This is a genomic window from Pseudomonas sp. MG-9 (assembly GCF_018729515.1).
GTDB lineage: Bacteria > Pseudomonadota > Gammaproteobacteria > Pseudomonadales > Pseudomonadaceae > Aquipseudomonas > Aquipseudomonas serboccidentalis.
The window spans coordinates 165844-187712 of the sequence record NZ_JAHHZH010000011.1 but is presented as its reverse complement, the minus strand read 5'-3'; the positions used below and the strand labels follow the sequence as shown (position 1 = coordinate 187712).

20 protein-coding genes and 1 pseudogene are annotated in these 21869 nt (G+C 58.6%); 12 read left to right on the top strand and 9 right to left on the bottom strand.

From position 1 onward, the window contains the following. Window positions 1–79: 79 nt before the first annotated feature. From KKQ10_RS25725 to KKQ10_RS25715, 3 genes are read left to right on the top strand one after another with little or no spacing between them, the layout of a single operon-like run. Window positions 80–1633, top strand: coding sequence for an efflux transporter outer membrane subunit (locus KKQ10_RS25725; RefSeq protein ID WP_252191755.1), 1554 nt, complete (start codon window positions 80–82; stop codon window positions 1631–1633). Further along, window positions 1626–2750 (top strand): HlyD family secretion protein, encoded by a 1125-nt coding sequence (locus KKQ10_RS25720; RefSeq protein WP_215502697.1) that lies wholly within the window; start codon window positions 1626–1628, stop codon window positions 2748–2750. Before KKQ10_RS25725 ends, KKQ10_RS25720 begins: the two co-directional genes overlap by 8 nt. Next, entirely contained in the window at window positions 2740–3765 is a 1026-nt protein-coding gene (locus KKQ10_RS25715; RefSeq protein WP_215502696.1) for a DUF2955 domain-containing protein, read from the top strand. The genes KKQ10_RS25720 and KKQ10_RS25715 overlap by 11 nt, the downstream gene beginning before the upstream one ends. A 498-nt stretch (window positions 3766–4263) precedes the next feature. On the opposite strand, the gene KKQ10_RS25710 is transcribed toward KKQ10_RS25715, so the two are convergent. The 4 genes from KKQ10_RS25710 to KKQ10_RS25695 form a co-directional block, all read right to left on the bottom strand. Then, on the bottom strand, window positions 4264–5283 hold the full coding sequence (locus KKQ10_RS25710; RefSeq protein WP_215502695.1) for an AbrB family transcriptional regulator: 1020 nt from the start codon (window positions 5281–5283) through the stop codon (window positions 4264–4266). A 138-nt stretch (window positions 5284–5421) separates the two neighbouring features. After that, the gene (locus KKQ10_RS25705; RefSeq protein ID WP_215502694.1) at window positions 5422–5844 is read right to left on the bottom strand and encodes an HD domain-containing protein; all 423 of its coding nucleotides are present in this window, start codon (window positions 5842–5844) and stop codon (window positions 5422–5424) included. Window positions 5845–5858: 14 nt separating this feature from the next. After that, window positions 5859–6239: a hypothetical protein gene (locus tag KKQ10_RS25700; RefSeq protein ID WP_215502693.1), complete on the bottom strand. Its 381-nt coding sequence runs from the start codon at window positions 6237–6239 to the stop codon at window positions 5859–5861. 201 nt (window positions 6240–6440) lie between these two features. After that, the gene (locus KKQ10_RS25695; RefSeq protein WP_215502692.1) at window positions 6441–6854 is read right to left on the bottom strand and encodes a hypothetical protein; all 414 of its coding nucleotides are present in this window, start codon (window positions 6852–6854) and stop codon (window positions 6441–6443) included. Between the two features lie 599 nt (window positions 6855–7453). Here KKQ10_RS25695 and KKQ10_RS25690 point away from each other — a divergent pair. The 3 genes from KKQ10_RS25690 to KKQ10_RS25680 all read left to right on the top strand — a co-directional run bounded on the left by KKQ10_RS25690 (window position 7454) and on the right by KKQ10_RS25680 (window position 9195). After that, complete coding sequence (locus tag KKQ10_RS25690) at window positions 7454–7741, top strand: fructose-bisphosphate aldolase (RefSeq protein ID WP_215502691.1); 288 nt, start codon at window positions 7454–7456, stop codon at window positions 7739–7741. Between the two features lie 217 nt (window positions 7742–7958). Beyond that, window positions 7959–8459 (top strand): Hcp family type VI secretion system effector, encoded by a 501-nt coding sequence (locus KKQ10_RS25685; protein WP_127652584.1) that lies wholly within the window; start codon window positions 7959–7961, stop codon window positions 8457–8459. Continuing rightward, a complete protein-coding gene (locus KKQ10_RS25680; protein ID WP_215502690.1) occupies window positions 8452–9195 on the top strand; it encodes a DUF4225 domain-containing protein in 744 nt (247 codons plus the stop codon). Before KKQ10_RS25685 ends, KKQ10_RS25680 begins: the two co-directional genes overlap by 8 nt. A 660-nt stretch (window positions 9196–9855) precedes the next feature. Here KKQ10_RS25680 and KKQ10_RS25675 read toward each other — a convergent pair. Then, window positions 9856–10253: pseudogene (locus KKQ10_RS25675) on the bottom strand (cupin domain-containing protein); the annotation flags it as partial. Between the two features lie 212 nt (window positions 10254–10465). Between KKQ10_RS25675 and KKQ10_RS25670 the strand changes: the two are divergent. After that, complete coding sequence (locus KKQ10_RS25670; RefSeq protein ID WP_215502689.1) at window positions 10466–10717, top strand: hypothetical protein; 252 nt, start codon at window positions 10466–10468, stop codon at window positions 10715–10717. Between the two features lie 116 nt (window positions 10718–10833). On the opposite strand, the gene KKQ10_RS25665 is transcribed toward KKQ10_RS25670, so the two are convergent. The 4 genes from KKQ10_RS25665 to KKQ10_RS25650 form a co-directional block, all read right to left on the bottom strand. Beyond that, entirely contained in the window at window positions 10834–11382 is a 549-nt protein-coding gene (locus KKQ10_RS25665; protein WP_042558757.1) for a cupin domain-containing protein, read from the bottom strand. Window positions 11383–11730: 348 nt separating this feature from the next. Beyond that, window positions 11731–13014 carry an NAD(P)/FAD-dependent oxidoreductase gene (locus KKQ10_RS25660; RefSeq protein WP_215502688.1) on the bottom strand — a complete coding sequence of 428 codons (1284 nt, stop codon included), beginning with the start codon at window positions 13012–13014 and terminating at the stop codon, window positions 11731–11733. 52 nt (window positions 13015–13066) lie between these two features. Continuing rightward, window positions 13067–14557 (bottom strand): aldehyde dehydrogenase, encoded by a 1491-nt coding sequence (locus KKQ10_RS25655; protein ID WP_215502687.1) that lies wholly within the window; start codon window positions 14555–14557, stop codon window positions 13067–13069. Window positions 14558–14734: 177 nt separating this feature from the next. Continuing rightward, window positions 14735–16111: a glutamine synthetase family protein gene (locus KKQ10_RS25650; RefSeq protein ID WP_127652578.1), complete on the bottom strand. Its 1377-nt coding sequence runs from the start codon at window positions 16109–16111 to the stop codon at window positions 14735–14737. Between the two features lie 282 nt (window positions 16112–16393). Between KKQ10_RS25650 and KKQ10_RS25645 the strand changes: the two genes are divergently transcribed. The 5 genes from KKQ10_RS25645 to KKQ10_RS25625 all read left to right on the top strand — a co-directional run bounded on the left by KKQ10_RS25645 (window position 16394) and on the right by KKQ10_RS25625 (window position 21720). After that, window positions 16394–17155, top strand: a complete 762-nt coding sequence (locus KKQ10_RS25645; RefSeq protein ID WP_215502686.1) for a gamma-glutamyl-gamma-aminobutyrate hydrolase family protein — start codon at window positions 16394–16396, stop codon at window positions 17153–17155. Between the two features lie 343 nt (window positions 17156–17498). Next, complete coding sequence (gene potA / locus KKQ10_RS25640) at window positions 17499–18641, top strand: polyamine ABC transporter ATP-binding protein (protein WP_215502685.1); 1143 nt, start codon at window positions 17499–17501, stop codon at window positions 18639–18641. Window positions 18642–18670: 29 nt separating this feature from the next. Next, window positions 18671–19552 (top strand): ABC transporter permease subunit, encoded by an 882-nt coding sequence (locus KKQ10_RS25635; protein WP_371260449.1) that lies wholly within the window; start codon window positions 18671–18673, stop codon window positions 19550–19552. Beyond that, a complete protein-coding gene (locus KKQ10_RS25630) occupies window positions 19549–20424 on the top strand; it encodes an ABC transporter permease subunit (protein WP_127652574.1) in 876 nt (291 codons plus the stop codon). Before KKQ10_RS25635 ends, KKQ10_RS25630 begins: the two co-directional genes overlap by 4 nt. Before the next feature lie 198 nt (window positions 20425–20622). Further along, a complete protein-coding gene (locus KKQ10_RS25625) occupies window positions 20623–21720 on the top strand; it encodes a polyamine ABC transporter substrate-binding protein (protein ID WP_215502684.1) in 1098 nt (365 codons plus the stop codon). Window positions 21721–21869: the final 149 nt, after the last annotated feature.

Below are 21869 nucleotides of genomic sequence, written 5' to 3'. Positions count from 1 at the left end.
GCGTAGCAGCAGATTCGCCCGATCAACCTGTGAACTGCCGTCTATGCTCCAGTGATATTTGCGACCCGGGACACGCGCAATGCCTGCAACCACCGCCCTGCTGACGCGGCCCGGCCACTGGTTGTTGCTGGGCGCCTTGAGTTTGAGCGGTTGCGTACGCCTGGGGCCGGATTTCCAGCCGCCGGGCGAAGCCTGGAGCAAGCAATGGAACAGCACCGCGCTGGAGCAGGCCAGCGAGCGCGCCAGCCAGCCCGATCTGCGCCAGTGGTGGCAGGTGTTCGCCGACCCGGTGCTCGACCGCCTGATCGCCGAAGCCGATGCGCACAACAGCAGCCTGAAAATCACCGGGCTGCGGGTGCTCGAAGCCCGCGCGCAACTGGGTATCGCTGAAAGCGGCCGCTATCCGCAAGTGCAGCAGGCGGGCGTCGACAGCCTCTACATCGACCGTCATCAGTCCGGTGGCAACAACCCGCAGAACCGTCAATTCTGGCAACACAGCGCGGCGTTCGATGTCGGCTGGGAGCTGGATTTCTGGGGCCGTTTCAGCCGTGCCATCGAATCGTCCGATGCCAGTTACTTCGCCGCTCAGGCCAACTATGAAGACGCACTGGTGTTGCTGCGCGCGCAAGTCGCCGACACCTATTTTCTGCTGCGCACCACCGAAGCACGGCTGCGAGTCGCCCGGGAAAACGCCGCCCAGCAGAAACGCAATTTCGAGATCACCGAAAAACTGTTCAACAGCGGCCAGACCGCCGAACTCGATCTGCAACAGGCCAAAACCCAATACCTGGGCACGCTGAGCAGCATTCCGGCGTTCGAAGATCAGTTGCTGCGCACCCGTAACGCGCTGGCAGTACAGGTCGGTCAGCCGCCCGGGGGCGCGGCGCTGCTGGCTGAGCGAGCGGGGTTGATTCCGCTGGTCGATCGCGCGGTGTTGCAAGACGTCCCGGCCAACCTGCTGCTGCGCCGCCCCGATGTGCGGGCGGCAGAACTGAACGTCGCTGCGCAATCGGCGTTGGTCGGGGTTGCCGAAACCGATCTGTACCCGTCGCTGACCTTGCTCGGCAGCATCGTCTGGTCCACCGACACCCTCAGCGCCACCCCGCGCAGCCTCGACCTGATCGGCGGCCCGAGCCTGCGCTGGAACCTCTTCGATTACGGGCGTATCCGCAACAACATCCGAGTGCAGGACGCGCGCCTGCAGCAACTGATCGAAGCCTATCGCGACAAGGTGCGTCAGGCCGCCCGCGAAGCCGACGATGCCGCCAGCGGCCTGAGCAAAGCGCTGCAGCGCGAGCGTATTTTGCGCGAGGCCGAAGGGGCGGCGCGGCGCTCGCTGGTGCTGGCCAACACGCAATACCGTGAAGGTTATTCGGACTTTCAGCGGGTGCTCGACGCCCAGCGTGCGCTGCTGGAGCTGCAAGACAATTATCTGGTCAGCCGCAGCGACGCGGTGAGCAACCTGATCGCCCTGTACAAAGCCCTCGGTGGCGGCTGGCAAAACAGCGCGCCGCTGATCGACGCCCCCACCCGACAACAGATGCAGCAGCGCACCGACTGGGGCGATTTGTTGAACGCACCGCCCGCCCAAGCGGCGTATCCCCTTCCACCGCAGGTAAGCACCCATGACTGACGCCGCGCCTCCAGCGCCCGCCCCCGTACCGGCTCAACCCGACCCGGCGAAAAAAGGCATCCGTTGGGTGCTGCTGTTGCTCGTGCTGAGCCTGGCCTGGTACCTGCTGGCCGACCGCTACACGCCCTACACCCAGCAGGCGCGGGTCGGCGCATTCGTGATTCCGGTGGCGGCGGAAGTCGCGGGCCGGGTGATCAAGGTCAACGTGCGTAACAACCAGGACGTGAAGGCTGGCGACATCCTGTTTGAACTCGATCCGCAGCCGCTGCAGATTGCCGTCGACCGCGCCCGGGCCGATCTGGAAAACACCCGTCGCACTGTTGGCGCCAGCACCGCAGGCATCGCTTCGGCCCAGGCGTCGCTGCGTGCAGCCCAAGCCGATGAACTCAAGGCGCGCCAGGACAATCGCCGGCTTGAAGGCTTGTACAAAGAAGATCCGGGCACGGTGTCCGTACGACTTCTTGAAGTGTCCCGGGCCAACCATACAGCGGCGGTCAGCAAGGTCGCCGCCGCCCGGGCCGAAGTGCTGCGTGCCCAGGAACAGGAAGGCGGCAACACCGACACCAACGCCAAACTGCTCAGCGCCGCCGCCACGCTGGCCAAGGCTGAACTCGATCTGGCCAACACCCGCATCGGCGCGCGCTCGGCGGGACTGATCACCGACCTGCGCACCGACGTCGGCCAGTTCGCGGCTGCCGGCAGTCCGGTGATGACACTGATCACGATCCAGGACGTGTGGGTCAGCGCCGACCTCACCGAGAACAACCTCGGCCGCGTGCAACCCGGCACCCCGGTGGCGATCGTCCTCGACGCGCTGCCCGGCGAAGTCCTCGACGGTCGCGTGCGCAGCGTCGGCTATGGCGTGAGCGTCGGCCAGACGCCTGCGCCCGGCACCTTGCCAAGCATTCAGAACAGCCGCGACTGGCTGCGCCCGGCGCAACGTTTTCCGGTGATCATCGAGTTCAGCGACGAGGCGAAAAAGCGTCTGATCGACAGTCGCGCGATCCGCGCCGGTGGGCAGGCGGAAGTCATGGCCTTCCCCACCGAGGGCAATCTGCTCAACCCACTCGGGCGGGTGTTTGTCTGGTTAATGAGCTGGCTGTCGTATGCCTACTGAGCGCAGCGTGCCGGCGCAACGAGCCTTGCGCCTGGCGTTCGGCACGGCGCTGTGCACCGCTGCCAGTTACGGTTTCGCCTTGCCACTATCGTTTCTGTCGCCGGTGCTCGCGGTGTTGCTGCTCGCCAGCATGCCCCGGCCGTTGCCAGTCAAAATGGCGCTGGTACTGACTTTGGTCGCCGCGTTTACCACCAGTCTCGGACTGTTGCTGGTGCCGTTGCTGCGGTATTACCCGGTGTGCGGCGTGCTGCTGATCGGTGTTGGGCTGTTTCTGGTGTTCACCTACGGTTTGCGCGGCGGCAACGTGCTGATCATGACGTTCCTGGTGATCGGCATGACCATGATCTCTGCCGCCGGCTTCGCCTCATTCGAGCTGGCGATGGCGGTGATCGGCGCACTGGTCAAAGGCCTGTTACTGGCCGTCGTCATCGTCGGCCTGAGCCACATCCTGTTCCCGGAACCGGCCAACAGTCCCGCGCCACCACCCGCCCCCGCCCTGCCCGCCGAAGACGTGCCCCGCGTAGCGTTGCGCGCAACATTGATCGTGCTGCCGACCTTCCTGCTGGTGCTGATAGACCCCGCCAGCTACCTGCCGATCATCCTCAAAGCCGTCAGCCTCGGCCAGCAAAGCACCACCACCCGCACCCACCATGCCGGGCGCGAACTGCTCGGCTCGACCTTGCTCGGCGGACTGCTGGCGGTGCTGTTCTGGTGTGCGTTGAGCCTGTTCGTACACCTGTGGATGTTCTTTCTGTGGATGCTGCTGTTCGGGCTGTTGGTGGCGCGCAAACTCTATCGGATGCACCCGACGCAACTCACGCCGGGGTTCTGGCTCAACACCCTGATCACCATGATCATCCTGCTCGGCCAATCGGTGGAAGACAGCGCGGCGGGCAAGGATGTCTACAGCGCATTTGCGGTGCGCATGGGGTTGTTCATTCTGGTGACGCTTTATAGCGGGGTGATGATGCACTTGCTCGTCGCGCACCGGGAACACCGTCAGGGTGTGACCTGATAACCGGGCTTCGAGTTGTCATCCAATCTGGCGCAATAACTTTTTCGCCTTGGATCCAACCTTAAAAAGATCTGGAATGATGCCAAAGTGATGGCTTATAGTTGCCATGGCACATATCCAGTAGGGGTAATCAAATGGAAATTGGTGACAAAACAGTAGCAGGCTCCGCCATTGCAACTGGTGCAGCAGCAGGTATAGCCAACGCTTCGATGGTTTATGGCGGAGCGGTCGCGGTCGCTAACGCGGCTGGCTTAAGCGGCGCCGCTGCAACGACTTCTGCCTTAGCCACTCTCGGAGGTGGCGCAGTTGCTGCAGGTGGAGGTGGAATGGCTGCAGGAGTGGTGGCAGTCGCCACCGCAGCAGCTTGGCCAGCGGCTGCAATCGCAGTGGCGGGCTATGGTGGCTATCGTTTGTACAAGTGGTTGAAGTAACCATCAATGCATATTTAGCCAATGCCCATTTTAAAAATGGGCATTTTGCTAAACGCCAAAAAGCTTTTCAGACTTCCTCTCTAATACGCCGCACCTGCACCAACAACGCCGGCGCAAAATGCAGCACCACCATTCGTGCCAGATGGTGAGTCAGGATAAACACCACGTTCAGCCCGCCGGCGAACGCCACAATAGCGATGGTTTCGATTGCTCCTGGCATGTACGCGAGCCACAACGACAGCGCATCGCTGCCCAGCAACCGTCCCGCCGCCAACGCGAAAACCGCCGCGACCAGAATCATCAAACCCACCGACACCAATGCCGTGCGGCCATGACGTCCCAGTTCCGCGAGGCCGAGCCCTTGAAAACGGGAGCCAATCCGCACACCCAGAATCAGCGCCGCCAGGCTCAAACTCCAGTTCGGCATGTGAAAGCCGTGCAGCCATCCTGATTTCACGAACACGGCAGTGATGATGATTGCCGTCAGCATGAACGGTGCCGGCACGCCAACGGCGAGCAATAAACGCCCGACCAACACGCTCAAACCGATCACCGACAGCACGGTCAGCGCCATGCCCGTGGACAACGGATCGGCCTCGGCCACGGCAACCGGTGCCGTTCCAGGAATCAGCAAACTCACCAGCACCGTGATCAACAGCAGCCGCATCAAATGCACGATGATCACCTTGCTTGAAGCCTGATGCGATTCCAGCAAATCGAACACCGCCGCCAATGCACCGGGGTACACCGCCAACAGCGCATCGGTGCGGTTCCAGCCGGCGCCGCGTGTCAGCCACCATCCGGCGAGTGCGATCTGTACGGTCAGGCATATCAGCAGGACGCCGAGGCTTGGCAGCATGGCCGAGGCCGTCGCACTGTCCCACGCTTCGAACATCAGCCCGGTGGCGATGCCCAGCGTCACCTGAATGTAGCCCAAGCCATAAGGGGTTGCGGGGGCGAAACCGGTGCGCGTGGTGACCAGCGCGGTGACGAGAATCGCCCCCAGCAACAAGCCGTGAGGAACACCGCTGACCTGCAACGCAGCACCAACGGCGGCAGCGATCAACAAACACAGAATCGATTTCATATTTCGCCTTCCTGGCTATTCAACTGACCCACCCTCAATCCCTGTAGGAGCTGCCGCAGGCTGCGATCTTTTGATTTTTTGCAGATCAAGATCAAAAGATCGCAGCCTTCGGCAGCTCCTACAGGGGTGTATTCGTTCTTACGCGCGCAAACGCCCGATTGCCCGCCGATACTTCTCGACCCGTTCCAGATCCTCCCAACTCGGCGAGGCAATCCGCGACAGGTCACTGTTCTCTTCCAGATCCGCCAGTTTCACCACCCGGCCAATCGGGTTCTGCGCCGCGCGCTCGACGAAATCCTCGTAGGACTCGCCCGGCACTTTGGTCACCGATTCAAGCGCCGTCAGCACCTCCTCGCTGAAGCCTTCCTTGCGCAAATCATCGAGGCTGATGCCGCAATCCTCGACCACATCGTGCAGCACGGCGACGATGCGTTCCTGCAGCGTGCTCATGCGCAGCATGACTTTCAGCGGATGCAGAATGTACGGCGCGCCGCCCTTGTCCACCTGCCCGGCATGGGCCGTGGCAGCGAGGGCGATGGCGCGTTCGAGTGTCTGGGTCATGGGGATTCCTCGGGTTAGAAGCCGTAACGGCCGCCGACGTGGATGTTGCGCTTAAGCCAGTTGCCGATTGTTTTAAAGCGCCCCACTGGCTGGGAATGTTGCTCAAGAATCATGGACACCAATGTCGCCTGATCCGTCCCCGGATGCGTATCGATCACTTGCGCGACCCACGCACAATCGGCTTTCTTCAGATGTTCACGCCACTCGCCAGGCCAGGCATCCAGCTCATCCAGCGCCAACCACCGTGCCCCGCCCTGATTGGCATGCCCGCCGCCAATCGATTGCTCGAAGCAGAACGGCGTCGCCGGTCGGGCCTGGTCGATGCTGAAGATATAGATGTCTTGAGTGGGATGCTGCGGCGTGGGGGCGTTGTTGCGGCTGCCGATTTCGATCATGCGCGGTTCCGTCCGTGAGTGAGGCGTTACAACTTGTTTCGCAGTCTACGACTTGGTGCCAGTGGGGGGAACCTTTGACGATGAACCGGGTTGTGACAAGTGAAACGTTTGACTGGGCAGTCCGGGAATCACGTTTCTGTCGCCCACAAAAAAGGGACACCGTTGGGTGTCCCTTTTTACGTATGGAGGTACGCGGATCAATCAGCGCTTCATCGCTTCACACTGATTGCGCAGGTCCGAATCATGGATGCTCGAACACGTGCTGCCCTTCTTCGCCTCACAAAATGCACGCTGATCGCTGTCATGGATGCTGGAGCAGGTACTGCCTTTCTCAGCCTCACACATTGCGCGCAAATCCGAATCATGAATGCTGGAACAAGTGCTGCCCTTTTTAGCCTCGCAGTAAGCGCGCTGGTCGCTGTCGTGAATGCTCGAACAGGTACTGCCCTTCTCGGCTTCACAGGACGCACGCAAATCACTATCCCGGATCGAGGAGCAGGTACTGCCTTCCTGCGTGGCCTGGCAATAGTTGCGTTGATCGCTGTCACTGATGCTGGAACAACTGGCAAACGTGTAACCGCTGAACATCAACAACATCGCAAGAATCAGTTTCATCTCACACTTCCCTGGGTTGCCAGGAAACAGCCTGGCACTGCTTGATCCGTTCTCAATGAGCGTCGCGACACGCCATCAAATTGACATCGCTTTTTAGGAAAGTTCAAACAGGCAAATGAGATCCGCGCAGATTTTTGAGTCTGAAAAACTCGTAGGAAAACACCACCTGTGGCGAGGGAGCTTGCTCCCGCTGGGCTGCGAAGCAGACCCAAAACCGGCCAGTCCTTTTCTTCAGGTTCCGCGCATGCGCCGGATTACGCCGACTGCGTCGCCGCGCGGGAGCAAGCTCCCTCGCCACAGGGTTGGTTTTGCGTCCTACAGGTCGGTTGTGGTGGCTGAAATGGCTGACTAGAGTGGGGCTGTCGCTGACCGCAGTCAGCGATGGGTTTCGCAGCCCTGAAGAGAACGAACCAACACCGTCAAACGACAATTCTGGCAGAATCCGCCGGCATTAAGTTTTATGGCGACTGTGTGCGGGAGATCTTCGGGTCTGCCGGACTTTTGGTTCTTTTCTCCGGTCTGCGAACCCGCTCACAGCCGCCACCCATTTGTTTCGCAGCAAAACGGTGGTCATTCTTTCCAACGAAAGGAACATCGAAATGACCGAAAAGAATACGCTCCACCACTACGCCCACATGTCCCACCCCGCCACCGACCACCCTGTCCTCCTGATCGACGCCGATGCCCCATTGCGCGAACTCCACGCCTGCCTCGCCGAACGCCTCAACGCCGTCCTCAAATACCTCGACCTCATCGCCTGCACCCGCCTCCCCGACTACGCTGAACATGACATCAATACCGTGACCAACATCGCCAGGATCATGGTGCAGGACGTGAGTGATGTGTTTCGGGTGATTGAACAGCGGGGTTTCGACGCACCAGCCTGATAACCAACACATTGCCAAAGTGCCAACTTCATAAACGCCCGGTCATCCAACCAGCGATAACGTCGTTGGCACTTGGGAATAATCACCTCCTGACTTCCGCGCCCCTTGTAAGACGCGTCCGAACATCACCAACAGCGAACCAGCGCGCCACCGTTCTGGCTTTAGTTGACGGTTACTCTTCAAACAAGAGTTTTCCAGTCAATAAAGCAGAGCTTCCATGGCCAACCACAGCTACATGAGCATTACCGGAAATCGTCAAGGGCTTATCTCGGCCGGCTGCTCCGATATCAATTCAATCGGCAACAAATGCCAGTTGGGCCATCTCGATGAAATCATGGTCCTTTCCTATTCGCACAATATGACTACCGGTAATGACGGCGGCGTTACGGCCGACCGTGGCAAGCACTTGCCGATCATGATCACCAAGAACATCGACAAATCCTCCCCCCTCCTCTCCGCCGCACTTCACGAACGCGAAGTGCTGGACTGCACCATCTTTTTCTACCGAACCTCCCCCGCTGGCACGCAAGACAAATACTTCAAAATCCACATAAGCGGCGCAAAAATCGCCCACATCAACCTCCAGGTTCCTCACGCCATCCATTTGAACGACGCTCAACCACAGGAACTGGTGTCATTCACTTACCGCGAAATCAGTTGGACCCATATTCAGGCGGGCACAAGCGGCTTCAGCAGTTGGGGAAATAACGATGAATGAGGATTCGTGTGACATCAACGACGTCACCCGGGCTGCTTCCGATCTGGTCGCATTCGGGTGCCAGATCGGCGCGACTCAGTTGTATGACAGCTTCAGCCAACTTCGATTTAGCGGGATCGTTTCGTCTTATGCGAATGAGGTTATTCGGGCGGTGGATGAAGGTTTTATGAGTGCCAAACAAGGGCTGCAGGAGCTCAGGGAGGAACACTCTGACTTATTGAACAAAGTATCGTTCTATGCTCAAAACGGTGTAGGTGTTGCCGCGGGGATGATGCAAATCCAAATCGCCTCAGTACATTTCGCTTCCAGAACACCAAAAAACGCAGTGGCCGGCACCGCCTATTCATTACATGGAGCTAACAATATCTATGAAGGACTAGCAAACATTTACTACGGCCCTGAAAACCCAGCAGTAGTTGGTCCAACCCGCAAACTCTATCAATTCTTAGCGGGTGACTCTTCCCGTGGAAATATTACCTATTATGGTGTTGACATAGGACTCTCTATATTCAGCATACTTCAACCAGTTCGAAAACCCGACTCAGTGGAGCTATTCATTCGAGACCCTATGAATTATGAGCGGGCCTGTAAGAGAATGGGAAAAATATCGCTCGCATTTGAGGCCTTGATTGACGGCATCACTATTAGAAACATCGACAACGAAGTCACCCAACAAACCAACAACAAAAATCACCGCCCACCTTTAAATTCTTTCCCGGACATAAAATATCCGTAAAAAGCGAAGAACACCGAAAAACTCAGCAACCTATACAGTACTTCTGACAAGCTCCAAGTATCGCTAATAAAGTAATAAGCGACCTCTTCAAATATAAGTGCGCAACTGCCAGCGATGAAATGCCTTACCCAGGCAGGATAGCGTCTAGACCCGGCATACCGACCTCGCAACTCAGATACCTGATCGGGAAAGCAGTAGAAGAAATTTACATACAGATAAACCAGAAGCATGAAGCCCTCAGTAAATTTCCTGACCAGTCCTTCCAGCGGTAAAATCTGACTCAAAAAATTAATTAGAACCAACGTAAAAATAAAACTAAATGCGATAGTTAAAAAGAACAGAAGGACAACCTGACACAGAAATCGAATGCTCAACTTCACGACACCACCCGTATTAAACCATTAAAAACCAATTAATTGAGTTCGAAAAAGCAAAGTCTTGATCAACCAAGAAAGAAGCGCACGAACATCAAAACCAATGTAAACATGCCCGAAAATTCATAATGCCATAAACCTTGCATCATCACGCATTAATTCAGAGTTCTCCTACAAATGAAAACCATCAAACCTACAAACCTTTCCTCGACTCAAAAAAAATACGACGACCTTCAACAAGGCGTCGGATTTACTTACAGCGTATGTTTTTTACCTAAAGCATCAATCAGAAGTTAGCAGGCGTATCGCACTAACAATCTCAGCCTCATCTGCCCCAATATCCCTAAACTTATGCGGCAACGTCGTAGGAAATTAATACCCATCCCCGGCATTCAAAACACTCACCGACCCATCCACGGTCAACTCAACAGCCCCCCGCGTAACAAGCCCGCACTCCTCGCCTTCCGCATGCACAATCGGCTCTTCACCGGAGCTCGCGCCTGGCGCGTATTGCTCGCGCAGCAAGCGCATCTGGCGGCTTGGGACAGAGGCGCCGATCAGCAGCAGGCGCAGGCCGTGGCGGCCGAGGTCGGGCTGTTCGTTGGCGCGGAACACGTATTGGTGTTCGCGCGGGGGCTGGTCGAAGGTGAAGAAGTCGGCCAGGGACATCGGGATGCCTTCAAGGCTATCGGCTTATTTATCGTCAAGGGTGCAGGAGGAGGATGGGCGTTAGAAAAACGTCACCCTGTCTCCTCAAAGGCAAGCCGCTGAGCATTTTGCGATATATGTTAGCGCTTTTCAGCCTAACAAACTGTCAACTCTGACAGGTGTAAATCCATACTCAAATCCACACAATCAAGAAACCAAAAACCTTCTTGAATATAGGAAAATTCGACATGACCACTCAATACGCATACTACCGTTTTCCACGCTACTTTTCAGAAAAGGACTTCCACCAGATTGTTTTTGTGGGCGTTAAACGTGGAGCAGATGCCATGGTAAGTCAAACAAACAATGAGAAGTCTGTACAGTGCTCTGATGACGTCAAGGTCGGATGGCATTATCAACCATCAACTGGAACATTCATATCACCTGAGGAGCTCGAAAAAAATCGAGAAAAATACGAAGCAACTTCAGAGACTGTCTAAAATACAGACAGCATCAAATTCAAGATATAACCTTAACCACTAGTTAAAAGAACCGGACTCACACGGTTCTTTTTATTAGTGCCACTCGATCATTTACAGGCCAAGCCAGCAACTTGTCAAAAATTCGCCGGCGTATTCGCACTAATAATCTCAGCCTCATCCGCCCCAATGTTCCGGAACTTATGCGGCAACGTCGTAGGAAAGTAATACCCATCCCCCGCATTCAACACACTCACCGACCCATCCACCGTCAACTCCACGGTGCCGCGCGTCACCAACCCACACTCTTCACCTTCCGAGTGAACAATCGGCTCTTCCCCGGAGCTCGCGCCTGGCGCGTATTGCTCGCGCAGCAGGCGCATCTGGCGGCTTGGGACGGAGGCGCCGATCAGCAGCAGGCGCAGGCCGTGGCGGCCGAGGTCGGGTTGTTCGTTGGCGCGGAACACGTATTGGTGTTCACGCGGGGGCTGGTCGAAGGTGAAGAAGTCGGCCAGGGACATCGGGATGCCTTCAAGCAACTTTTTCAGGGAGCTGACGGAGGGGCTGACACGATTCTGTTCGATCAGGGAGATGGTGGCATTGGTCACGCCGCTACGCCGGGCCAGCTCGCGCTGGGAGAGTTTGTAGCTTTCGCGTACTAGTTTGAGTCGAGAACCCGTATCCATGACTGCCTTATGTGAGAACGACTTAAGGGCGATGGGGGTGGGTGGCGGGTGACGCGCCGAGGGCGCGGATCACGTTGCTCCCGTGTCCCGGAACCGTGAAAGGCGGCTATTAAATCACGTTTGGTGGTGTTGCTCAGCAGGTTCGATGGGCGGTGGGATAAAAGTCCTTCTAGCCTTGATAATACGGACCTGTAGGAGTGAGCCTGCTCGCGATTCGGTGGCACATTCAACATGTTTTTTGACTGAAAGACCGCCTTCGCGAGCAGGCTCACTCCTACAATTTGATCTGTGGTGTTTCAGGCAGGTAAAAAACCGGCGGGGTCCTGGGAGCCGCCGCCGGGGAGGTAACTAGATGCCGAAACGGTCGCGCAGTGAGTAGTAGACGGCGCCGAGGGCGGTCAATGGGGCGGAGAAGGTGCGGCCGCCGATCATGGGCATGTGCGGTAGCGAGGCGAAGGCATCGAAGCGTTCGGCGTCGCCGCGGATCATTTCCGAGATCAGTTTGCCGGCCAGGTGCGAGCAGGTGACGCCGTGGCCGCTGTAGCCCTGCATGTAGTAGGCGTTTTTCTCGATGCGGCCAAATTGCGGCATGCGCGACATGGTCAGCAGGAAGTTGCCGGTCCAGCGGTAGTCGATTTTCACGTCCTTGAGCTGCGGGAAGGTCTTGAGGATCTTCGGGCGGATCAGTTGCTCGATGTCGTCCGGCTCCCGCGCACCGTAGACCACGCCGCCGCCGTACAGCAAACGGTTGTCGGCCGTCAGGCGGTAGTAGTCGAGCAGGTAGTTGCAGTCTTCGACGCAGTAGTTGTTGGTGATCAGGCTGCGCGCCTGCTTCTCGGTCAGCGGTTCGGTGACGCAGATCTGTGAGCCGCACGGCATGCTTTTCGCGGTCACGCGGTTGTCCAGACCTTGCGGCAGGTAGGCGTTGCCGGCGATCAGCAGGTACTTGGCGCGCACCTGGCCTTTGGCGGTCCGCACGACGTTGGGCTCGCCGTATTTGATTTCCACGGCCGCCGATTGCTCGTAGATCTTGCCGCCCAGGCTCACGATGGCCGCGGCCTCACCGAGCGCCAGGTTCAGCGGGTGAACGTGACCGCCCTGCATGTCCAGCATGCCGCCAACGTAGGCGTCGGAGCCGACTTCACGACGGATGTCAGCAGCATCGAGCATCTTCAGATTTTTGTTGCCGTAACGTTCCCAACTGCGCTTCTGCTCGGCCAGGCCATTGAGTTGTTTCTTGTTCATCGCTGCGAAGATGCCGCCCGGGCGGTAGTCGCATTTGATGTCGTATTCCTTGATGCGCGAACGAATGATGTCGGCGCCTTCGAAGATCATGCTGCCGAGGATTTCTGCGGTCTTGTCGCCATAGCGCTCCTCGATCACATCGACGTCGCGGCTGTAGGAGTTGACCAATTGCCCGCCATTGCGGCCGCTGGCGCCGTAGCCGACTTTCGCCGCTTCGAGCACCGTCACTTTGTAGCCGGCTTCGCTCAGGAAAAGCGCCGAGGACAGACCGGTGTAGCCGGCGCCGATGATGCAGACATCGCATTCGACCGATTCTTCAAGCACCGGGAAGTCGATGACTTCGTTGCGGGTGGCGGCGTAGTAGCTGTTGACGTGTTGCTGTTTCATTTTATTGTTCTCCGAGGGTCGCCGATTCAGGGCGACCACCGTTGTATAAGAGTTAGAGCTTGATCCAGGTCGCTTTCAGCTCGGTGTACTTGTCGAACGCATGCAGCGATTTGTCGCGACCGTTACCCGACTGCTTGAAGCCACCGAACGGGGCGGTCATGTCGCCGCCGTCGTACTGGTTGACCCACACGCTGCCGGCCCGCAGGCCACGGGCGAAGGTGTGCGCCTTGCTCAGGTTGCTGGTCCAGACACCGGCAGCGAGGCCGAAGATGCTGTCGTTGGCGATCTGCAGCGCTTCCTCAACGGTGTCGAAGGTGATCAGCGACAGCACCGGGCCGAAGATTTCTTCGCGGGCGATGGTCATCGCATTGGTCACGCCGTCGAAGATCGCCGGTTGCACATAGAGGCCACCGGTTTCTTCAAGGGTGCGCTGGCCGCCGGCAATCAGCTCGGCGCCCTGCTCGCGGCCGATGCTGATGTAACGCAGCACGTTGTCCAGTTGACGCTGATCGACCACGGCGCCGACGGTGGTCGCCGGGTCGAGGGCATGCCCCGGTTTCCACGCTTGCAGCGCTTCCACCAGCAGCGGAATGAATTGCTCGCGGATCGAACGCTCCACCAGCAGACGCGAACCGGCGGTGCACACTTCGCCCTGGTTGAAGGCAATGGCGCCGGCTGCTGCCTGGGCTGCCGCGCGCAAGTCCGGGGCGTCGGCAAACACCACGTTCGGGCTCTTGCCACCGGCTTCGAGCCAGACGCGTTTCATGTTGCTCTGGCCGGCATAAATCATCAGTTGCTTGGCAATCGCCGTGGAGCCGGTGAAGGCCAGCACGTCGACGTCCATGTGCAGCGCCAACGCCTTGCCGACGGTGTGACCGAAGCCCGGCAGAACGTTGAACACGCCTTTTGGAATGCCCGCGTCCAGCGCCAGCTGCGCGATGCGGATCGCGGTCAGCGGCGACTTTTCCGAAGGCTTGAGGATGAACGAGTTACCCGCCGCCAGCGCTGGGGCGAATTTCCAGCTGGCCATGATCAACGGGAAGTTCCACGGCACGATCGCCGCGACCACACCGGACGGCTCGCGGGTTACCAGGCCGAGTTGGTCGTGCGGGGTGGCGGCGACTTCGTCGTAGATCTTGTCGATGGCTTCGGCGCTCCAGCGGATCGCGTTGGCGGTCGCCGGGATGTCGATGCTCATCGAGTCGCTGATCGGTTTGCCCATGTCGAGGGTTTCCAGCAGCGCCAGTTCTTCCTGGTGCTGCAGGATCAGATCGGCGAAGCGAATCAGGATGCGCTTGCGCTCGGCCGGGGCCTTGTTGGCCCACACGCCGGAGTTGAAGGTTGCACGTGCGACTTCGACGGCGAGGTTGGCGTCGGCTTCATCGGTGCTGGCCACGGAGGCGAGGAAACGGCCGTCGACGGGGCTCAGGCATTCAAAGGTGGCGCCGCTGATCGCCGGGCGGTATTCACCGTTGATAAAGGCGCGGGATTCGATGCTCAGGGACTGGAAGCGTTGTTCCCAGTCGTTGCGGGTGATGGTCATGGTTGGGGCTCGACAAGGGGGAATTGGGTGACGAGCGAATACCCGTCAATCAAAATCTGGTAACCCGATCCCCTGTAGGAGCTGCCGCAGGCTGCGATCTTTTGACCTTGATTTGCAAAAAAACAAAGTCAAAAGATCGCAGCCTTCGGCAGTTCCTACAGGGTGTGCGGTGGCCTTTTAGACCGTATGCAGATACCAGTTGTACTCAAGGTCGGAGATCGAGTTTTCGAACTCGGCCAGCTCGCTTTCCTTGCACGCGACGAACACGTCGATGTACAGCGGGTCGATGTAGCGGGCCATGACTTCGCTGTCGTCGAGCTCGCGCAATGCGTCGCGCAGGTTGTTCGGCAGGCTCTGCTCGTTTTGCTCGTAGCTGTTGCCTTCAACGGGCGCGCCCGGCTCGATCTGGTTGGTCAGGCCGTGGTGAATACCGGCCAGCACCGAAGCCATCAGCAGGTACGGGTTGGCGTCGGCACCGGCGACACGGTGCTCGATGCGCACGGCGTCGGCAGAACCAGTCGGCACACGTACCGCAACGGTGCGGTTATCGATGCCCCAGCTCGGCGAGTTCGGTACGTAGAACTGCGCGCCGAAACGGCGGTACGAGTTGACGTTCGGGCAGAGGAAGGCCATTTGCGCAGGCAGGGTCTCCAGCACACCGCCGATCGCGTGTCGCAGCGCGGCGTTCTGCTCGGGATCCTCGCTGGCGAAGATGTTGTTGCCTTCTTTGTCCAGGATCGAAATGTGCACGTGCAGACCGTTGCCCGCCTGGCCCGGGTACGGCTTGGCCATGAAGGTGGTATCCATCTCATGGTCGTAGGCGATGTTCTTCACCAGACGCTTGAGCAGCACTGCGTAGTCGCACGCCTTGATCGGGTCGGAGACGTGATGCAGGTTGACTTCGAACTGCGCCGGGGCGCTTTCCTTGACGATGGCGTCAGCCGGGATGCCCTGCTCTTTCGCGCCTTCGAGGATGTCTTGCAGGCAGTCGACGTATTCGTCGAGGTCGTCGATCAGGTACACCTGAGTCGACACCGGACGCTTGCCGGACACCGGCGAACGCGGCGACTGCGGACGGCCGTTCACGTTGTCCTGATCGATCAGGTAGAACTCCAGCTCGAACGCGGCGCAGATGGTCAGGCCCAGTTCGTCGAACTTGCGCACCACGTTGGCCAGCACTTCACGCGGGTCGGCGAAGAACGGCTCGCCCTCGATCTCGTGCATGGTCATCAGCAACTGTGCGGTTGGGCGCTTCTGCCACGGCTCGATGCTCAGGGTGCCCGGGATCGGGTAGCAGATGCGGTCGGCGTCGCCGATGTCCAGACCCAGGCCGGTGCTTTCCACCGTAGAGCCATTGATGTCGAGGGCGAAAAGCGAGGCCGGCAGGTTGATGCCTTTCTCGTAAACCTTATGAAGACTGGTGCGTTCGATGCGCTTGCCGCGCACCACACCGTTCATATCCGCAATCAGAAGGTCGACGTACAAAACCTCAGGATGTTTCTTAAGGAATGCGTTTGCTTCGTTGAGTTGAACGGCACGCAGAGGGACCGACATGATGCACCTATTTAGCTGTTAATTATTATGTTCACCGCTGTTTCGCCGAGCCAGTCAATCCGAAAGGCAAAGTGAAGTCAATAGCGAACACCTGGCCGTTCAGCGTTTATTTTTCGGGCTTTTTTTAACACTTACGTGCCAACGCAGGCGCCACAAGGCCTGGAATCATGAAGATATGATGAACGGCGTTTAGAATTTTTTACATGGCAGTTGTTAATTAAAATCAACGAGGCTAAGCTCCGGAAAAGCTCGTTCAAGTGTCAAACTTCGAGGTGAATAAAAATGGCATTCAAGCCATTGATCGGCGTTACTGCGTGCGTCAAACAGATTGGCCTGCACCCCTACCACATCAGCGGCGACAAGTACGTTCGCGCTGTCAGCGTTGCGGCGCTGGGGTTGCCGGTGGTCATTCCTTCCCTTGGCAACCTGACTGAAATCGAAGACCTGCTCGGTCAACTCGACGGTCTGCTGCTGACCGGTTCGCCCTCGAACGTGGAACCCTTCCACTATCAAGGCCCGGCCAGCGCCCCCGGCACGGATCACGATCCGGCGCGGGACGCCACCACCCTTCCTCTATTGCGTGCAGCCATTGCGGCGGGCGTTCCGGTACTCGGCATCTGCCGTGGCTTCCAGGAAATGAACGTGGCCTTCGGCGGCAGCCTGCACCAGAAAGTGCACGAGTTGCCGGGCATGCTCGATCACCGAGAAGCCGACAGCCCGGACGTGGCCGTGCAGTACGCACCGGCCCATGCGGTCACTGTGCTCGGTGGCGGTGTGTTCGAAACGCTGGGGTTGCCGGGTGAGTTCCAGGTCAACTCGATCCACAGTCAGGGCATCGACCGCCTCGCCCCCGGCCTGCGCGCCGAAGCCGTGGCGCCGGATGGCCTGATCGAGGCGATCTCGGTCGAGCACAGCCCGACCTTTGCCCTCGGCGTGCAATGGCACCCGGAATGGCAAGTGCTGGACAACCCGAACTACCTGAGGATTTTCCAGGGGTTCGGTGAGGCTTGCCGGCAACGGGCGGCGCGACGCAACAAGCGCTGACACACCCCAGGATTTCATCACTGTTTACTGCCCCCACGGGGTCGGCGGTTGCGCGTGTGCGCATCCGTCATCCGTGAAAACAACAAACCGTAATAACAACAAGTACGACCCAGGCAGCCAGGACGGCGGCGCCGACCAGGTCAGGGCAACCCGCTGCAAATGCGATCCCCAGTAGGAGCTGCCGAAGGCTGCGATCTTTTGATTTTCAGGATCAAGATCAAAAGATCGCAGCCTTCGGCAGCGCCTACAGGGGCCATGTGTGGCGAGGACAGTTTCCCTGGCTTGCAATCCACTTAAGCCCGGCCACATTGGCCAGGCGAACGAAACCTGTTGGGAGTTTCACATGGCAAACGCCTCCAGCACTTACAGGAAGGCACTAGAAGGCCACCAGCAACCGAAAAAGGTTCTGGTGAAAGTCGACCGTGTCACCAAGAAGTTCGACGAAACCACCGCTGTGGACGATGTGTCCCTGGAGATCCATCAGGGCGAAATCTTCGCGCTGCTGGGCGGCTCCGGCTCGGGCAAATCGACCCTGCTGCGCATGCTCGCCGGTTTCGAGCGCCCGACTGAAGGGCGGATTCTGCTCGACGGTGTGGACATCACCGACATGCCGCCTTACGAGCGGCCGATCAACATGATGTTCCAGTCCTACGCGCTGTTCCCGCACATGACGGTGGCGCAGAACATTGCCTTCGGCTTGAAGCAGGATCGTTTGCCGACCAGCGAAATCGACGCCCGCGTCGAAGAGATGCTGCGCCTGGTGCACATGACCCAATACGCCAGACGCAAACCCCATCAGTTGTCCGGCGGCCAGCGTCAGCGCGTGGCCCTCGCCCGCTCCCTGGCGAAACGTCCGAAACTGTTGCTGCTCGACGAGCCGATGGGTGCGCTGGATAAAAAGCTGCGTTCGCAAATGCAGCTCGAGCTGGTGCAAATCATCGAGCGCGTCGGTGTGACCTGCGTGATGGTGACCCACGACCAGGAAGAGGCCATGACCATGGCCGAGCGCATCGCGATCATGCACCTGGGCTGGATCGCCCAGATCGGCAGCCCGGTCGACATCTATGAAGCGCCGGTCAGCCGCATGGTCTGCGAATTCATCGGCAACGTGAACGCCTTCGACGGCACCGTGGTGGAAGACCTTGAAGGTCACGCGATCATCCACAGCCCGGACTTGCAGCAGAAGATCTACGTCGGCCACGGCGTCAGCACCTCGGTGCAGGACAAGTCGATCACCTACGCGATCCGCCCGGAAAAAATGCTCGTCAGCACGATCAAGCCAGAGACCCGCTACAACTGGTCCGAAGGCAAGGTGCATGACATCGCCTACCTCGGCGGCCACTCGGTGTTCTACGTCGAATTGCCCGGCGGCAAGATCGTCCAGTCGTTCATGGCCAACGCCGAACGCCGTGGCGCGCGTCCGACCTGGGACGACAAGGTCTACGTGTGGTGGGAAGACGACAGCGGCGTGGTACTGCGCTCATGAGAACCCTCAATCAGCAATTCCTGCGCCTGGTGCCCAGCGGGCGAAAATTCGTCATCGGCATCCCCTTCATCTGGCTGTTCCTGTTCTTCATGCTGCCGTTCTTTCTGGTGATGAAGATCAGCTTCTCGGAAGCCGCGCTGTCGATCCCGCCGTACTCGGAGATCTACACCTACGCCGAACAGAAATTCCAGCTGATGCTGAACATCGGCAACTACACCATGCTCGGCGAAGACGAGTTGTACCTGTCGGCCTACCTCGGTTCGCTGAAGGTCGCGGCGCTGAGCACGATGATGTGCCTGGTGATCGGTTTCCCGATGGCGTATGCGATTACCAAAGCGAGCAAGGAAGCGCAAAACGTCCTGCTGCTGTTGATCATGATGCCGACCTGGACCGCGATCCTGATCCGCGTTTACGCGTGGATGGGCATCCTCAGCAACAACGGTCTGCTCAATGCGTTTCTGATGTGGACGGGGCTGACCGATCACCCGATCGAGATCCTCAACACCAACACCGCGGTCTATATAGGTGTCGTGTATGCCTATCTGCCGTTCATGGTGTTGCCGCTGTACGCCAACCTTGTCAAACACGATGGCAGCCTGCTGGAAGCCGCGTCGGACCTGGGCTCGAGCAACTTCAACAACTTCTGGAAAATCACCGTGCCGCTGGCCAAGAACGGCATCATCGCAGGCTGCATGCTGGTGTTCATTCCGGTGGTCGGTGAGTTCGTGATTCCGGAACTGCTGGGTGGCCCGGAGACGCTGATGATCGGTCGCGTGCTGTGGCAAGAGTTCTTCAATAACCGCGACTGGCCGGTGGCGTCTGCGCTGGCGGTGGTGATGCTGTTGATCCTGATTGTGCCGATTCTGCTGTTCAACCGCAGCCAGGCCAAAGAGATGGAGGCACGGGGATGAAACGCTTCGGTTTTTCCAAGTTCATGTTGATCTTCGGCCTGATGTTCATTTATCTGCCGATGCTGATTCTGGTGATCTACTCGTTCAACGCCTCGAAACTGGTGACGGTGTGGGGCGGCTGGTCGGTGAAGTGGTACGTCGGCCTGCTCGACAACACGCAACTGATGGGCTCGGTGGTGCGCTCGCTGGAAATCGCCTGCTACACCGCGATTGCCGCCGTTGCGCTGGGCACCCTCGCCGCCTTCGTGCTGACCCGCGTCACACGCTTCAAGGGTCGTACGCTGTTCGGTGGTCTGGTCACCGCGCCGCTGGTGATGCCGGAAGTGATCACCGGTCTGTCGCTGTTGCTGTTGTTCGTGGCAATGGCGCAGCTGATCGGCTGGCCGCAGGAACGTGGCATCGTCACCATCTGGATCGCCCACACCACGTTTTGTGCCGCTTATGTGGCGGTGGTAGTCTCCGCCCGCCTGCGTGAACTGGACCTGTCGATCGAAGAAGCCGCGATGGATCTGGGGGCCAAGCCGTTCAAGGTGTTTTTCCTGATCACCATTCCAATGATCGCGCCGTCGCTGGCAGCGGGCGGCATGATGTCGTTCGCCCTGTCGCTGGACGATCTGGTGCTGGCGAGTTTCGTTTCCGGCCCGGGTTCGACGACGCTGCCGATGGAAGTGTTCTCGGCGGTACGTCTGGGCGTGAAGCCTGAGATCAACGCCGTGGCGAGCCTGATTCTGCTGGCGGTGTCGCTGGTGACCTTCCTGGTCTGGTACTTCGGCCGCAAGGCAGAAGCCAACCGCAAGCGTGCGATTCAGGAAGCAATGGATCAGACGGCGAATGAATCGTGGCAGCAGCCGCAACGCGCCGCCACGGCCTGAATGTAGACATACAAAATCTGTGGCAAGGGGGCTATGTCCACCTGTAGGAGCTGCGGCACGCTGCGATCTTTTGATTTTGATCTTTAGAAGCAAGATCAAAAGATCGCAGCCTCGTTTCACTCGACAGCTCCTACATGAGTTGTGCCAGTCGATCAGGTTTTGTGTTGTGTTTTTGAATAAAAAAATGGAGTTTCACCGATGAAAATGTTTGGCAGGACTCTGCTGACACTGTCCTTAATGGGCGCAATCGCCACGGGCGTCCAGGCCAACGACAAGGTGCTGCGTGTTTACAACTGGTCCGATTACATCGCGCCGGACACCGTCAAGAAGTTCGAAGACGAGACCGGCATCCAGGTGACCTACGACGTCTTCGACAGCAACGAAACCCTTGAGGCGCGTTTGCTGGCGGGCAAATCCGGGTATGACATTGTCGTGCCGTCCAACAGCTTCCTGGCCAAACAGATCAAGGCCGGGGTCTATCAGCCGCTGGACAAATCGAAGCTGTCGAACTGGAAAAATCTCAACCCGGTGCTGTTGAAAAACGCCTCCGCCAGTGACCCGGACAACGCTCACGCGTTCCCGTACATGTGGGGCTCGATCGGCATCGGCTATAACCCGGCCAAGGTCAAGGAAGTGCTCGGCGCCAATGCCCCGACCAATTCCTGGGACCTGCTGTTCAAGCCGGAAAACGCAGAAAAACTGAAAGCCTGCGGCATCAGCTTCCTCGACTCGCCGACCGAAATGATCCCGGCCGCCCTGCACTACCTGGGCTATCCGGTGAACGACAAGGACAAGGCGCACATCCTCGAAGCTGAAGCACTGTTCATGAAGATCCGTCCGTACGTGGCGTACTTCCATTCCTCGAAGTACATCTCGGACCTGGCCAACGGCAACATCTGCGTGGCAGTCGGTTACTCCGGCGACGTGCTGCAGGCCAAGGCCCGCGCCGTGGAAGCCGGCAACCAGGTGCAGATCGACTACAGCATTCCGAAGGAAGGCGCCGGCAGTTTCTACGACATGGTCGCCATCCCGCGCGATGCCGCCAACGTCGACAACGCCTACCTGTTCATGAACTTCCTGATGCGTCCGGACATCATTGCCGAGATCACCAACAGCAACGGCTACAGCAACGCCAACTCGGCCGCGACGCCGCTGGTGGACGAAGCGATCCGCAACGACCCGGGGTCGTACCCGTCGCAAGCGGTGATGGCGACGTTGTACGCGGTGCCGGATCAGCCGATTGCCACGCAGCGGATCATGACCCGGGGCTGGACACGGGTGAAGCTCGGTAAATAACCGAATACCCCTGTAGGAGTGAGCCTGCTCGCGATGGCGGTATGTCAGGCAGCAATGATGCTGAATGTGCCGACGTCATCGCGAGCAGGCTCACTCCTACAGTGGGTCGGTGTTGTGACACAAAGAACTAATGATTTCCCGTTCACGCA

Bases quoted from the DNA above. Each gene is read 5' to 3' on its own strand.
- KKQ10_RS25705 (WP_215502694.1), bottom strand. From the start codon at position 5,844: ATGACCCAGACACTCGAACGCGCCATCGCCCTCGCTGCCACGGCCCAT.
- KKQ10_RS25645 (WP_215502686.1), top strand. From the start codon at position 16,394: ATGGCATTCAAGCCATTGATCGGCGTTACTGCGTGCGTCAAACAGATT.
- KKQ10_RS25725 (WP_252191755.1), top strand. From the start codon at position 80: ATGCCTGCAACCACCGCCCTGCTGACGCGGCCCGGCCACTGGTTGTTG.
- KKQ10_RS25625 (WP_215502684.1), top strand. From the start codon at position 20,623: ATGAAAATGTTTGGCAGGACTCTGCTGACACTGTCCTTAATGGGCGCA.
- KKQ10_RS25670 (WP_215502689.1), top strand. From the start codon at position 10,466: ATGACCACTCAATACGCATACTACCGTTTTCCACGCTACTTTTCAGAA.
- KKQ10_RS25695 (WP_215502692.1), bottom strand. From the start codon at position 6,854: ATGAAACTGATTCTTGCGATGTTGTTGATGTTCAGCGGTTACACGTTT.
- KKQ10_RS25680 (WP_215502690.1), top strand. From the start codon at position 8,452: ATGAATGAGGATTCGTGTGACATCAACGACGTCACCCGGGCTGCTTCC.
- KKQ10_RS25665 (WP_042558757.1), bottom strand. From the start codon at position 11,382: ATGGATACGGGTTCTCGACTCAAACTAGTACGCGAAAGCTACAAACTC.
- KKQ10_RS25650 (WP_127652578.1), bottom strand. From the start codon at position 16,111: ATGTCGGTCCCTCTGCGTGCCGTTCAACTCAACGAAGCAAACGCATTC.
- KKQ10_RS25715 (WP_215502696.1), top strand. From the start codon at position 2,740: ATGCCTACTGAGCGCAGCGTGCCGGCGCAACGAGCCTTGCGCCTGGCG.
- KKQ10_RS25655 (WP_215502687.1), bottom strand. From the start codon at position 14,557: ATGACCATCACCCGCAACGACTGGGAACAACGCTTCCAGTCCCTGAGC.
- potA (WP_215502685.1), top strand. From the start codon at position 17,499: ATGGCAAACGCCTCCAGCACTTACAGGAAGGCACTAGAAGGCCACCAG.
- KKQ10_RS25710 (WP_215502695.1), bottom strand. From the start codon at position 5,283: ATGAAATCGATTCTGTGTTTGTTGATCGCTGCCGCCGTTGGTGCTGCG.
- KKQ10_RS25660 (WP_215502688.1), bottom strand. From the start codon at position 13,014: ATGAAACAGCAACACGTCAACAGCTACTACGCCGCCACCCGCAACGAA.
- KKQ10_RS25690 (WP_215502691.1), top strand. From the start codon at position 7,454: ATGACCGAAAAGAATACGCTCCACCACTACGCCCACATGTCCCACCCC.
- KKQ10_RS25630 (WP_127652574.1), top strand. From the start codon at position 19,549: ATGAAACGCTTCGGTTTTTCCAAGTTCATGTTGATCTTCGGCCTGATG.
- KKQ10_RS25720 (WP_215502697.1), top strand. From the start codon at position 1,626: ATGACTGACGCCGCGCCTCCAGCGCCCGCCCCCGTACCGGCTCAACCC.
- KKQ10_RS25685 (WP_127652584.1), top strand. From the start codon at position 7,959: ATGGCCAACCACAGCTACATGAGCATTACCGGAAATCGTCAAGGGCTT.
- KKQ10_RS25700 (WP_215502693.1), bottom strand. From the start codon at position 6,239: ATGATCGAAATCGGCAGCCGCAACAACGCCCCCACGCCGCAGCATCCC.